Raw genomic sequence first — 12,391 nt, 5'->3', positions numbered from 1 at the left:
CGGGAGGATCTGTTGATGAAAGCCCTTGTCCATGGAACTGCAAGCCTCATTCTGCTGCTCGCTGCCCTGCCCGCTTTCGCACTCGAAGCCGCCAGCACGCAGAAGCCGATCGCGGTACAGATGTACACCCTGCGCGATGCCGGCTCGCTCGAGCAGCAGTTGAAGATCGTCCACGACGCAGGCGTCCATGCGGTGGAAACGGTCGGCACGCAGAACACCAGCGCGGCCGAACTCAAGCAGCTGCTGGACCGGTATTCGATCAGGGCGGTTTCATCGCATGTGCCGCTGGCCGAGCTGCGCAGCAACCTGGATGGGGTGGTGACCTTCAACCGGTCGATCGGCAACACAACGCTGGTGGTGCCGTACCTGGACAAGAAGGATCGTCCGAGCGATGCCGCCGGCTGGACCGCCCTGGGCCAGGAACTGGGCCGCATCGCAAAGCAGGTGCGTGGCAAGGGCATGCGCCTGGCCTACCACAACCACGACTTCGAACTGGCCGACTTCGACGGCAGGACCGGGCTGGAGCTGCTGTTCGCCGCCGCCGGTCCAGACCTGCAGAGCGAGCTGGACCTGGCCTGGGTCGCGCGTGCGGGCCTGGACCCGGCGGTGATGCTGGCAAAGTTCCGCGGCCACGTATTCGCGGTGCATGCCAAGGACAATGCGCCCAAGGGCCAGGCCCAGGACGAAGGCGGATTCGCTGCGGTGGGCCAGGGCGTACTGGACTGGAACGCGATCCTGCCTGCTGCGGCAGCCGCCGGCGTGCACTGGTACATCATCGAGCACGACCAGCCGCGCGATCCGGCCAAGGTCATCCAGACCGGTGCGGACTACCTGCGTGAACACCTGACCACCCGCGTGCCCGCCCGTGCGCGGCGCTGACGCATCAAGGAGCCCCACATGAAAATGATCCTGGCAATGGCGGTGGCCCTGGGCGGCATGAGCGTTGCGACGCCCGCCTGGTGCAAGGACGATCCGGCTGCGGGTGCAAAGCTCTACACCGCGAACTGCGTGGCCTGCCACGGCGCCGATCGTGCGGGCATGCCGGGCGCGTTCCCGGCGCTCACCGACATCGGCAAGCGCATGGCACCTGCGCAGATCAAGGAGAAGATCAGCAAGGGCGGTGGGCTGATGCCGCCCTTCTCCCAGCTGTCACAGCAGGAGATCAATGACATCGCCAGCTACCTGGCGAAGTAAGCGGCCGGCGACCACGCTGGCCGCCTGCCACTACAACTCGCGCACCCAGATGTTGCGGTAGCTGACCCTGGCGTCATGTTCCTGCAGATAGAGCGGCGCACACCCATGCGGCGCGTAGGAAGGCGCACCGATGTATTCGGTCCTGCCGGCCAGCACTGTGTCGTCCTGCACCAGCACGCCGTTGTGCAGCACCGTGATGCGCGCGGGCGAGACAAGCCCGCCGCCCTGCGAGAAACGTGGCGCCTTCCAGAGGATGTCGTAGGCCTGCCACTGTCCCGGTGCGCGCGAGGCGTTCACCAACGGCATGGCCTGCTTGTAGATCGAGCCCGCCTGGCCATTGGCATAGGTCGGGTTGTTGTAGCTGTCGAGCACCTGCAGCTCGTACAGCTCCTGCAGGAAGATGCCGCTGTTGCCGCGGTTCTGTCCGTCGAAGCCCTTCGTGTCGGTGGGCGTGCGCCACTCGACATGCAGCTGGACGTCGCAGAAGCGTTGCCTGGTGCGAATGCCCTTGCTGCCGGGCACGACGGTCATGGCGCCATCGGCAACCTTCCAGGGCACGCGTCCGCCCTGCTCCGACTCCCACGCGGAGACATCCTTGCCATCGAACAGCACGATTGCATCGGACGGGGCCTTGCCTGGCGGCGTAGCCACGGTCGCAGGCACCGGCGTCCACACCTCGGTCTTCTTCGGATCGCGCGCGGCGTCGGCACCGTTCTGCGCGAACACGGGTGCGGCGGCCAGCGCGGTGGCCGCGATCAGCAGCGGCTTGATCATCCTGTTGCGCTCCATCAGCTGGTCCCCCAGGCGGGCGTGCCGGGAACATAGGCGAGATCGCCGTCGTAGCGCCCCGGCACCGCAACGTACTGCAGCACTCCGGTCGCGCCGACCTTGGAGGTGAAGAAGCCGAAGATGGCCAGCTGCTTGAGCATCGTGAAGTAATGCGGCATCGCCTCGCCCTCTTCAGGCGTACCGGTTTCGGTCACATCGGCATGGCGTGCCTTGGCTTCGGCGTCCAGCGTGCGCAGCAATTCGGCGCGGGCTTCCGGTGTGAGCGACGCGAAGCGACCGCCGGCGCGTTTGTCGATGTCGGCCAGCCCTGCGCGGAACGTCGCCTGCTGCCGGGCGGTATAGCAGTCGCTGACGAACGTCGCCATGAACAGGCCGGCACCGGCATCCTTCGCCCCTGGCGTCCGGGTCCGCGGCAGGATGGTCTCGGCGATCTCGTCCAGCGTGGCGACGTCGGCATCGGAGAAATGAATCTTGGTGGCGGCGGCCGGTGCCTGCCCCTGCACAAGCGCAGGCAGGCCGACCATGGCCGCACCGGTGGCGGCGACGATCATTTTCAGCAGTTCGCGGCGATCCATCACAGGTTCCCCGCTTTCAGTTCGCGCACGGCGTGGTCGGCCGCGCGCGCGGTCAACGCCATGTAGGTCAGCGAAGGATTCACGCAGGCGCTGGAGGTCATGCAGGCACCGTCGGTCACATAGACATTGGGTGCATCCCAGACCTGATTGTGCTGGTTCAGCACCGAGCTCTTCCGATCACGTCCCATGCGCGCGGTCCCCATTTCGTGGATGCCCTTGCCAGGGGCGTAATCGTTGTCGTGCATCTTCACGTCCTTGACGCCGGCCGCCTCCAGCATCTCGGCGGCATCGGCGGCCATGTCCTTGCGCATCGCCAGTTCGTTGGCGCGCATGGCAACGTCCATCGCCAGCACCGGCAGCCCCCACTTGTCCTTGCGGTCGCGGTCCAGGCGGATCGTGTTGTCGTGGTGCGGCAGCATTTCACCGAACCCGGTCATGCCGATGCGCCAGTCACCGGGCACGGTCAGCGCCTCCTTCAGGTCGGCACCGATGTTCAGCTCGGCGATCTCGCGCGACCAGCCGGTGCGGCTGGCGCCGCCCTGGTAGCCGAACCCGCGCAGGTAGCCGCGCTTGTCGGCCGCGACGTTGCGGAAACGCGGAATGTAGAAGCCGCAGGGACGACGGCCGAAGTAGTACTTGTCTTCATAGCCCTCGACCCGGCCGGAGGCGCCCGCTCCGAAATGATGGTCCATCACGTTGTGCCCGAGCTCGCCCGACGATGAGCCCAGCCCGCCCTCCCACACTTCGGTGGCCGAGTTCATCAGCAGCCAGGTCGAGTTGAACGACGACGCGTTGAGGAAGATCACCTTGGCCGTGTACTGGTAGGTCTGGCCGGTCTCGGCGTCGATGACCTCCACGCCGCGGGCACGCTTGCGGTCCTTGTCGTAGAGCACTTCCTTGACGATCGAGAACGGCCGCAACGTCAGGTTTCCGGTTTTCATCGCCGCTGGCAGCGTCGCCGCCTGGGTCGAGAAGTAGGCACCGAAGGGGCAGCCAAGGATGCACTTGTTGCGGTACTGGCAGTTGACGCGCCCCTGCTCGGGCATCGGCTTGGTGATGTTGGCGGTGCGCGAGTGGATCATGTGCCGGGTACCGCCGAACGCCTTTTTTATCCGTGCAGCTACGTCCTTCTCGACGATGTTCAACGGGATCGGCGGCAGGAACTCACCATCCGGCAATACGTCCAGTCCTTCGCGCGTGCCGGCGATGCCGGCGAACTTCTCTACATGGTCGTACCACGGCGCGATGTCGGCGTAGCGGATCGGCCAGTCGGTGGCGATGCCGTCCTTGAGGTTCGCCTCGAAGTCCAGGTCGGAGAAGCGATAGCTCTGCCGTCCCCACAGCAGCGAGCGCCCCCCCACGTGGTAGCCACGGAACCAGTCGAAACGTTTGGTCTCGATGTAGGGCGAGTCCTGTTCGTTGGCCCACATCCCTTCCAGGTTCTCGGCCAGTCCGTAGTCGCGCATCAGCACCGGGAACTCGGCCTTCATGGCCTGCGTTGGCCGGTTGCGGTGCGGGAAGTCCCACGCTTCCTTCATCGCATTGACGTAGTCCTTGACGTGCTCGATGTTGCGCCCGCGCTCCAGCATCAGGACCTTAAGGCCCTTTTCGGTCAGCTCCTTCGCCGCCCAACCGCCACTGATTCCCGAGCCAACAACAATGGCGTCGTAGTGATTATCTGCCATGGGTTTCTCACCTGGGTGGATATCGTTTCAGACGTCGCAGAGGCGGATCGCCTCGCGCAATGAGGCAACGGGATCGGGCGCTGCAGGCGTGAACTCCTGCGCCAGATACCCCTTGAAACCGGTATCGCGGATCGCGCGGCAGATGGCCGGATAGTGGAGCTCCTGCTGGTCTCCGATCTCGTTCCGGCCAGGCACGCCTGCGGTGTGGTAATGCTTGAAGCAGGCGTGATGCTTGCCGATGGTGGCGATGATGTCGCCCTCCATGATCTGCATGTGGTAGATGTCGTAGAGCAGGCCGAAGTTGTCCGAGCCGAGCCGCTGGCACAGCTCCACACCCCATGCGGAGTGGTCGCACAGGTAGTCGCGATGGTCGACCTTGGAGTTCAGCAGCTCCATCACCAGTACGACGCCGCGCTTCTCGGCATGCCCGAGGATGCGCTTGAGGCCGGCCTCGGCATTGGCCATGCCTTCGGCGGGGTCCATGCCGTTGCGATTACCGGAGAAGCAGATCAGGTTGCGGTAGCCGGCGTCAGCCACCAGGTCGATGTGCTGCGTGTAGCGCTCCACCAGCTGGTCGTGGAATTCGCGGCCGGCAAAGCCCTTGGTCAGGCCCAGCTCCGCGCCGTTGCACATCGAGCTGTACACGCCATTGGCCTTCAGCGTGGGCCAGTCTTCCGGGCCGACCAGGTCGATCGCGGCAAAGCCGATGTCCTTCACCGTCGCGCAGAGCTGGGCGACGGACAGCTGCGGGAACGTCCAGCGGGCAACGGAATGTTTCAAATTGCCCTTGAGCGCTGCGGTGGCGGCGAATGCAGGCAACGCTCCCGCAGTACCCAGAGCTACGCCCCCAGCAACCGCCATGCGCAACGCATCGCGCCGCGTGAGGCCCGTCGCCGGGGCCGGTCTGATCGAATGGATGGACATCCACCTGCCGGCCTCCCAACCGGTATCAAACGCAACGATTCACAGCAATGCAATCGATTGCACCATAGGGGAGGAAATTGTCTGTTTGCAAGTCGCGGTGCACGAAAACTGATGCTGCGGGGCACAACTCCGCGGGAATCGCGGACAAAGAAAAGCCCCGCATGAGCGGGGCTTTCTTTTCTGCTGCGAACGAGCGTTCGATCAGAACGGAATATCGTCGTCAGCGAAGTCGTCCATCGGCGGCGCCTGCTGCGGCTGCGGGCGCTGGTTGCCACCCTGGTTGCCGTAACCGCCGCCCTGATTGCCGCCCTGGTTGCCATAGCCACCGCCCTGGCCGCCGCGCTGGCCGCCGCCACCGCCGCCGTACTCCTGGCGCGGGGCCTGCTGGCGCTGCGGGCGATCGCCACCGTAGTTGCCACCACCGCCGCCACCGCCGCCTTCACCACGGCCGCCCAGCATCTGCATTTCATCGGCAACGATGTCGGTGGAGTACTTCTCCACGCCGTCCTGGCCGGTGTACTTGTCGTAGCGCAGGCTGCCTTCGACGTAGACCGAGCTGCCCTTGCGCAGGTACTCGCCGGCGATCTCGCCGAGCTTGCCGAAGAACACCACGCGGTGCCATTCGGTACGTTCCTGCTGGTTGCCATCCTTGTCCTTGCGGACGCTGGTGGTGGCCAGGCTGATGCGGGTGATCGCCATGCCGCTCTGGGTGTACTTCACGTCCGGGTCGTTGCCGAGGTTGCCGACCAGGATGACTTTGTTGATGCCGCGCGCCATAGATGGATTCTTCCGTTGTCCGGGGCTGGACCAGTGATAGCACACCCGACGGGGTGCCGATACGCTGGACCTCCCACGGTTGCGAATGGGGGATATCGGAACGAGGCATCTTACCATTCCCTTCGCCCCCGGCCCGTCGGGAATCCGGCCGATACGGGTCGGAACCGGCCTCAACGAAGCAGGGGGCGATCCAGCAGCAGGCCGGTGACCCGCGTAACCTCCCCCACCGCCACCACCTTGGGCCCTTCATGGCAGTGGAAGCGCACGCCCGGCCGGATACGCTCCCGGTGCAGCCCCGCCCTCAGCACCTCATTGACCACGGTCAGGCCGGCCAACAGGGACTCTCCCACCGGCAGCGGCAGCTCGGTCGCCCAGCTGTCGCCCTCAGCGTGCCGGAAGTCGGGCCAGATCATGAACAGCTCGGGTGTCCCGGCGTCATCGGCGTAGGCGAAGTCCCAGCGGATACCGTTCCGGGCCGGGCTGCGACGCCCACCCTCCTCTGGCGCAAGGATGCGGATCCGCGCCTCGAAATCGTCGGGGACACCCGGGTACAGGCGAAAGGTCACCGCTTGGCTCCATCAGGCTATGGTGTTGACCGTCGCACGACCGCGACCGTGGCCACAAGCAGTGACCGCCAGGACGGCCGGCAGCCACCGCATGGCATCATGCCCAGGCACCTTCCGCCTGCCCCCTTCCGCGTTCCCATGACGATCAAAGGCAAAGCCACCTCCCTGGACATCGCCCACCTGGCCGGGGTCTCCCAGCCGACCGTGTCGCGGGCCCTGCGGGGCAGCCCGATGGTCAACGCCGAGACCCGCGAGCGCATCCTGCGCATCGCCCGCGAGCTGAACTACAAGGTCGACAAGAACGCCTCCAGCCTGCGCCTGCGCAATGCCGGCACGCTGGCCCTGCTGTTCTTCGAAGACCCGACCAACGACGACTCGCTGATCAACCCATTCTTCCATTCGATGCTGGGCTCGATCACCCGCGCCTGCGCGCTGCACGGGCAGGACCTGCTGGTCTCGTTCCAGCAGTTGTCCACCGACTGGCAGGCCGACTACGAGGACAGCAACAAGGCCGACGGCATCATCCTGCTCGGCTACGGCGACTACCACGAATCGCGCGACCGCCTGCAGCGGCTGGTCGAACAGGGCACGCACTTCGTGCGCTGGGGCGCCGCCCTGCCCGGCCAGCCCGGCGTGTCGATCGGCAGCGACAACTTCCAGGGCGGGCACGACATCACCACCCACCTGCTGCAGCAGGGCTGCCGCCGCATTGCCTTCCTCGGTCATGCCTCCAGCCACTACCCCGAGTTCCAGGAGCGCTACCGCGGCCATGTCGCGGCCCTGCAGGAACACGGCCTGGCTGCGGAGCCGGCGCTGCAGCACGATGCGATCACTACCGAGGCGTCGGGCCAGGAAGCCTGCCAGGCCCTGCTGGCTCGCAACGCGCCGATCGACGCCATCTGCGCGGCCAGCGACCTGATCGCCATCGGCGCGATGCGGGCCCTGCGCGAGGCCGGCCTGCAGGTGCCACAGGACGTCGCGGTGACCGGGTTCGACGACATTCCACTCGCAGCCTCTGTGTCCCCGGCGCTGACAACGGTGCAGCAGGACACCAAGCAGGCCGGCCAGCTGCTGGTGGAGCGCCTGCTGGCACTGATCGGCCGGCAGCCGGTGGAGAGCCAGAGCATCCCGGTGAAGCTGGTGGTGCGGGAATCGTCGCTGCGCGGGTAGGCACCGCAGGGCCGGCGCCCCTGCCAACGCACGACGGCCGGATTCTCCCCCCATGACCAACGGCGGATGCGCACGGACGCTGATGCGCGGATAACGCGCAGACATCGCCCATGGAAAGGTGTACGTCGCATGCTGAAGATCGATTCGCTGTCCAAGACGTACGCCAACGGCGTGCATGCCCTCAACAAGGTCACCCTGGACATCCCGCGCGGCATGTTCGGCCTGCTCGGCCCGAACGGCGCCGGCAAGTCGTCGCTGATGCGCACGCTGTCCACCCTGCAGGAAGCCGACAGCGGCACGGCGACGCTCAGCATTCCGGGCGAAGCGTCGATCGACGTGCTGCGCGACAAGGACGCGGTGCGCCGCCGGCTGGGCTACCTGCCGCAGGATTTCGGCGTGTACCCGAAAGTCAGCGCGCTGGACCTGCTGGAACATTTCGCAGTGCTCAAGGGCCTGACCCAGCGCGCCCAGCGCCGCGAGGTGGTCGATGGGCTGCTGCAGCAGGTGAATCTGTGGGACGCGCGCAAGCGCAAGCTGGGCACGTACTCCGGCGGCATGCGCCAGCGCTTCGGCATCGCCCAGGCGCTGCTGGGGGACCCGCGGCTGGTGATCGTCGATGAACCCACCGCCGGCCTCGACCCGGAAGAGCGCAACCGTTTCCTCAACCTGCTGGCGGCGATCGGCGAGAACGTGGCAGTGATCCTGTCCACCCATATCGTCGAGGACGTGACCGACCTGTGCCCGACGATGGCAATCATGAACAAGGGCCAGGTACTGCTGACCGGCCGCCCTGCCGAGGCCATCGACGCCCTGCAGCACCAGGTCTGGCGCAAACAGGTCGATCCTTCGGAACTGGCCGACCACGAGGCGCGCTATGTGGTGCTGTCGACCCGCCTGGTCGGTGGCCGTCCGGTGATCCACGTGCACAGCGCCAACGACCCCGGTGACGGCTTTGCGGCCGTGGCGCCCGACCTCGAGGACGTGTACTTCCAGCGCCTGCGCCTGCAGGCCCGTGCCCGCGCGGCAGCCTGAGCGGAGCACGCCATGATCCTCGACTTCTTCCGATTCGAGCTGCGCGAGCAGCTGCGTTCCCCGCTGCTGTGGCTGCTGGCCGGGCTGTTCGCCCTGCTCGCCTTCGCCGCCGCCTCCAGCGACGCCGTGCAGATCGGTGGCGGCAGCGGCAACGTGCACGGCAACGCGCCCACCGTGATCGCGCAGATGCTGGGCATCTTCACCCTGCTCGGCATGCTGGTCACTGCGCTGTTTGTCAGCAATGCGCTGCTGCGTGACTTCGAGCTCGGCACCGCCGAGCTGATCTTCGCCAGCCCGGTGAAGCGCCGCGACTACCTGGCCGGACGCATCGCCGCCGCCCTGGCGGCCGGCGTGCTGGTCTACGTCGTGATTGCGTTCGGCCTGTGGCTGGCGCCGTTCATGCCGTGGGTCGACCCCGAACGCATGGGCCCGATCAGCTGGCAGGGCTATGCCTGGACGTTCGCGGTCATCGTCATTCCCAATCTGTTGTTCACCACGGCACTGCTGTCACTGCTGGCGGCGCTGACCCGTTCGATCCTGTGGGTCTACATCGGCCTGGTGGCCTACCTCGTGCTGTATGGCGTCAGTGCAGCCCTGCTGCGCGACATCGACAACACGTGGATCGCAGTGCTGAGCGAGCCGCTGGGCATGCGCGCACTCAGCCGCACGATCCGCTACTGGTCCACCGCTGAGCGCAACAGTGGAATTCCTGAGCTGGCCGGCTATCTGCTGGCCAACCGCGCCCTGTGGCTCGGCGTAGCGGCGGTGCTGTTCGCCGCCACCTTCGCGCTGTTCCGTACCGAGCGCAGCGGCAGTGGCCGCCGCCGCTGGGGCCGCAGGCAGGTGCTTCCGGTTGCTGATGCGGTGGCAGTCCGCCCCACCCGCGCACCGCTGCCGCGCGTGGTGCCGGCGTTCACTGCCACCACGGCGTGGCAGCAGTTCCTGCGCCAGGTCCGCTTCGATACACGCGGCGTTCTGCGCAGCGTGCCGTTCATCGTGCTGCTGGTACTGGGCCTGGCCAACTTCCTGCCCAGCGCGCTGTTCCGGCAGACGCTGTACGGCACCTCGATCTGGCCGGTCACCTCGCAGATGATCATGGGCCTGCAGGGCGCCTTCAGCTGGCTGCTGGTGATCATCGTGCTGTTCTTCGCCGGCGAGCTGGTCTGGAAGGAACGCAGCGCGCGCATCAACGAAGTGACGGACGCCATGCCGGTGCCGAACTGGGTACCGCTGCTGGCCAAGTTCACCGCGCTGCTGGCGGTGATCGTCTGCTTCCAGACCGCCGGTGCGATGGCGGCGATGGGCGTGCAGCTGGCCAAGGGCTACACGCATCTTGAGCCGCTGCTGTACCTGCGCAGCCTGGCGCTGGATTCAGTGGTCTACATCCTGATGGGCGGCCTGGCGCTTGTGCTGCAGGTACTCACCAACAACAAGTTCGTCGGCTACGCGCTGCTGATCGTGGTGATGATCGGCCAGGGTGTGCTCGGCCTGCTCGACTACACGCAGAACCTGTACAACTTCGGCAGCTGGCCCAACGCGCCCTATTCGGACATGAACGGCTACGGCCACTTCCTGACCGGTCAGCTGGCGTTCCAGGGCTACTGGGCGTTGTTCCTGCTGACGTTGATGTGCCTGGCGTCGGCATTCTGGGTGCGCGGCGTCAGCCAAGGGCTGCGCCAGCGCCTGGCCCTGGCCGGCCGCCGCCTGCGCGGCCCGACCGGCGTCTTCGCTGGCGTAGCGGCCTTGGCCTTCATCGGCGTGGGCGGCTGGCTGTACTGGAGCACCAACATCCGCAACGAGTTCATCTCGCCCGACCAACAGCTGGACCTGCAGGCGCGCTACGAGCGTGAACTGTCGAAGTACCGCTCTCTGCCGCAGCCTCGCATCGTGGCGGTGGACAACCGCGTGGACCTGTTCCCCGAATCGCAGTCGATGGTGATCGATGCGAACTGGACGGTGCGCAACACGCATGCCGTGCCGATCCAGGACGTGCATGTCTCGATGGGCGACGACAAGCAGCTGGTCGCGGTTGACCTGGGTGGGCAGACCTTGTCGATGCACGACGCCGACCTTGGCTACCGCATCTACCGCCTGGCCACGCCACTGCAACCGGGTGAAAGCCGCAACGTCCACTTCCGGGTGGTGCAGAAACCCAACGGCATCACCGCCGGCCAGGCACCAAGCAACATTGTCGACAACGGCACCTTCTTCAACAGCCGCGTGCTGCCCTCCTTCGGCTACAACGAGGGTGCCGAGATCAGCGACCGCAACGAACGCCGCAAGCGCGGCCTCGGCGAGCCGCGGCGCATGCCCAAGCTGGAAGACGAAGCCGCGCGCGCCAACACCTACATTTCCAACGACGCCGACTGGCTCGATTTCCGCACCACGGTCTGCACCGCACCGGACCAGGTGGCGTTGGCGCCGGGCTACCTGCAGAAGGAGACCACGGTGAATGGCCGCCGCTGCTTCAGCTACGCCATGGACCGGCCGATGCTGAACTTCTACGCCTACCTGTCGGCACGCTGGGAGGTGCGCAGGGCGAAGTACAAGGACATCCCGGTGGAGGTCTACTTCGACCCGGCGCACGGCTACAACGTGGACCGGATGATCGAAGCGGTGCAGAAGTCGCTGGCCTACTATGAAGCCAACTTCACGCCTTACCAGCACCGCCAGGTGCGCATCATCGAGTTCCCGGGCTATGCGCGTTTCGCGCAGTCGTTCGCCAACACCATCCCCTACTCCGAGGCCATCGGCTTCATCGCCGACCTGCGCGATCCGGACAAGGTGGACTACGTGTTCTACGTGACCGCGCACGAGATCGCGCACCAGTGGTGGGCGCACCAGGTGATCGGCGCCAACGTGCAGGGCGCGACGGTGCTGTCCGAATCGTTGTCGCAGTACTCTGCGCTGATGGTGATGGAGCAGGAGTACGGCCGCCAGCACATGCGCCAGTTCCTCAAGCGCGAGCTGGATGGCTACCTGTCCGGACGCGGTGGCGAGGCCATCGAGGAGCAGCCGCTGGAGCGCGTGGAGAACCAGCAGTACATCCACTACCAGAAGGGTTCGCTGGTGTTCTACCGGCTGCGCGAGGAAATCGGCGAGCAGGCGCTGAACCGCGCGTTGAAGCGCTTCCTGCAGGACAAGGGCTATCAGCAACCGCCGTACACCACCTCACGCGAACTGCTGGACTACATCCGGGCGGAGACCCCGGCCGACCGCCAGCAGCTGGTCACCGACCTGTTCGAGAAAATCAGCTTCTACGACAACCGGGTGATGGCCGCCAGCGCCCGCAAGCGTGATGACGGCCGCTACGAGGTGACCCTGGACCTGCACGCCGCCAAGCAGTACGCCGACGGCAAGGGCAAGGAGAGCGACGGCACGATGGATGACTGGGTCGAGATCGGCGTGTTCGCCAACGGGCCGTCGGGCAAGGAGCGCGACCAGAAGGTGCTGTACCTGCAGCGCCACCACATCACCAGCGCCGCGCCGAAGATCACGGTAACCGTGGATGAAAAGCCGGATGAAGCGGGCTTCGACCCGTACAACAAGCTGATCGACCGGGTGAGCGATGACAACCGGCGCAAGGTGACGATGTGAAGGACGAGGTGATGCCGGTCGAGCGGCCGGCATCATCGCTGGCGGAGCTGCTTCGAGCACATGGACTCTGTGGGGAACTGCC

Annotated in this window: 11 protein-coding genes; 5 read left to right on the top strand and 6 right to left on the bottom strand. The window is 66.1% G+C overall.

The window, feature by feature from the left end:
- Positions 1-15 precede the first annotated feature (15 nt).
- Together SriyCCGPB3_RS05325 and SriyCCGPB3_RS05320 are read left to right on the top strand one after the other, a co-directional pair.
- Positions 16-879 (top strand): sugar phosphate isomerase/epimerase family protein, encoded by an 864-nt coding sequence (locus tag SriyCCGPB3_RS05325; RefSeq protein WP_350259962.1) that lies wholly within the window; start codon positions 16-18, stop codon positions 877-879.
- 18 nt (positions 880-897) lie between these two features.
- Complete coding sequence (locus SriyCCGPB3_RS05320; protein ID WP_350259961.1) at positions 898-1,194, top strand: c-type cytochrome; 297 nt, start codon at positions 898-900, stop codon at positions 1,192-1,194.
- A 30-nt stretch (positions 1,195-1,224) separates the two neighbouring features.
- Here the strand turns inward: SriyCCGPB3_RS05320 and SriyCCGPB3_RS05315 are convergent, their stop codons facing one another.
- The 6 genes from SriyCCGPB3_RS05315 to SriyCCGPB3_RS05290 form a co-directional block, all read right to left on the bottom strand.
- Positions 1,225-1,968, bottom strand: a complete 744-nt coding sequence (locus SriyCCGPB3_RS05315) for a 3-keto-disaccharide hydrolase (RefSeq protein WP_350259960.1) — start codon at positions 1,966-1,968, stop codon at positions 1,225-1,227.
- A gap of 14 nt (positions 1,969-1,982) precedes the next feature.
- Positions 1,983-2,558 (bottom strand): gluconate 2-dehydrogenase subunit 3 family protein, encoded by a 576-nt coding sequence (locus SriyCCGPB3_RS05310; protein ID WP_350259959.1) that lies wholly within the window; start codon positions 2,556-2,558, stop codon positions 1,983-1,985.
- Entirely contained in the window at positions 2,558-4,243 is a 1,686-nt protein-coding gene (locus SriyCCGPB3_RS05305) for a GMC family oxidoreductase (RefSeq protein WP_350259958.1), read from the bottom strand. The genes SriyCCGPB3_RS05310 and SriyCCGPB3_RS05305 overlap by 1 nt, the downstream gene beginning before the upstream one ends.
- A 27-nt stretch (positions 4,244-4,270) precedes the next feature.
- Positions 4,271-5,167 (bottom strand): hydroxypyruvate isomerase family protein, encoded by an 897-nt coding sequence (locus SriyCCGPB3_RS05300; RefSeq protein WP_350259957.1) that lies wholly within the window; start codon positions 5,165-5,167, stop codon positions 4,271-4,273.
- A 201-nt stretch (positions 5,168-5,368) separates the two neighbouring features.
- The gene (locus SriyCCGPB3_RS05295) at positions 5,369-5,944 is read right to left on the bottom strand and encodes a single-stranded DNA-binding protein (RefSeq protein ID WP_010483495.1); all 576 of its coding nucleotides are present in this window, start codon (positions 5,942-5,944) and stop codon (positions 5,369-5,371) included.
- A 170-nt stretch (positions 5,945-6,114) separates the two neighbouring features.
- Positions 6,115-6,510 carry a hypothetical protein gene (locus SriyCCGPB3_RS05290; RefSeq protein ID WP_110711515.1) on the bottom strand — a complete coding sequence of 132 codons (396 nt, stop codon included), beginning with the start codon at positions 6,508-6,510 and terminating at the stop codon, positions 6,115-6,117.
- Between the two features lie 138 nt (positions 6,511-6,648).
- On the opposite strand from SriyCCGPB3_RS05290, the gene SriyCCGPB3_RS05285 reads away from it, so the two are divergent.
- The 3 genes from SriyCCGPB3_RS05285 to SriyCCGPB3_RS05275 all read left to right on the top strand — a co-directional run bounded on the left by SriyCCGPB3_RS05285 (position 6,649) and on the right by SriyCCGPB3_RS05275 (position 12,309).
- Complete coding sequence (locus SriyCCGPB3_RS05285) at positions 6,649-7,680, top strand: LacI family DNA-binding transcriptional regulator (protein ID WP_153856432.1); 1,032 nt, start codon at positions 6,649-6,651, stop codon at positions 7,678-7,680.
- A 129-nt stretch (positions 7,681-7,809) separates the two neighbouring features.
- Positions 7,810-8,712: an ABC transporter ATP-binding protein gene (locus SriyCCGPB3_RS05280; protein ID WP_350259956.1), complete on the top strand. Its 903-nt coding sequence runs from the start codon at positions 7,810-7,812 to the stop codon at positions 8,710-8,712.
- Positions 8,713-8,724: 12 nt separating this feature from the next.
- Positions 8,725-12,309 carry an ABC transporter permease/M1 family aminopeptidase gene (locus SriyCCGPB3_RS05275; protein WP_350259955.1) on the top strand — a complete coding sequence of 1,195 codons (3,585 nt, stop codon included), beginning with the start codon at positions 8,725-8,727 and terminating at the stop codon, positions 12,307-12,309.
- Positions 12,310-12,391: the final 82 nt, after the last annotated feature.

This window comes from Stenotrophomonas riyadhensis (assembly GCF_040256885.1).
GTDB classification, from domain to species: domain Bacteria; phylum Pseudomonadota; class Gammaproteobacteria; order Xanthomonadales; family Xanthomonadaceae; genus Stenotrophomonas; species Stenotrophomonas riyadhensis.
The sequence above is the reverse complement of the archived record's forward strand: the minus strand, read 5'-3'. Positions and strand labels throughout refer to the sequence as shown.

Excerpts from the sequence above, each read along its gene's own strand:
- SriyCCGPB3_RS05325 (WP_350259962.1), top strand. The coding sequence starts at position 16 with ATGAAAGCCCTTGTCCATGGAACTGCAAGCCTCATTCTGCTGCTCGCT.
- SriyCCGPB3_RS05305 (WP_350259958.1), bottom strand. The coding sequence starts at position 4,243 with ATGGCAGATAATCACTACGACGCCATTGTTGTTGGCTCGGGAATCAGT.
- SriyCCGPB3_RS05310 (WP_350259959.1), bottom strand. The coding sequence starts at position 2,558 with ATGGATCGCCGCGAACTGCTGAAAATGATCGTCGCCGCCACCGGTGCG.
- SriyCCGPB3_RS05300 (WP_350259957.1), bottom strand. The coding sequence starts at position 5,167 with ATGTCCATCCATTCGATCAGACCGGCCCCGGCGACGGGCCTCACGCGG.
- SriyCCGPB3_RS05295 (WP_010483495.1), bottom strand. The coding sequence starts at position 5,944 with ATGGCGCGCGGCATCAACAAAGTCATCCTGGTCGGCAACCTCGGCAAC.
- SriyCCGPB3_RS05285 (WP_153856432.1), top strand. The coding sequence starts at position 6,649 with ATGACGATCAAAGGCAAAGCCACCTCCCTGGACATCGCCCACCTGGCC.
- SriyCCGPB3_RS05275 (WP_350259955.1), top strand. The coding sequence starts at position 8,725 with ATGATCCTCGACTTCTTCCGATTCGAGCTGCGCGAGCAGCTGCGTTCC.
- SriyCCGPB3_RS05315 (WP_350259960.1), bottom strand. The coding sequence starts at position 1,968 with ATGATCAAGCCGCTGCTGATCGCGGCCACCGCGCTGGCCGCCGCACCC.
- SriyCCGPB3_RS05280 (WP_350259956.1), top strand. The coding sequence starts at position 7,810 with ATGCTGAAGATCGATTCGCTGTCCAAGACGTACGCCAACGGCGTGCAT.
- SriyCCGPB3_RS05320 (WP_350259961.1), top strand. The coding sequence starts at position 898 with ATGAAAATGATCCTGGCAATGGCGGTGGCCCTGGGCGGCATGAGCGTT.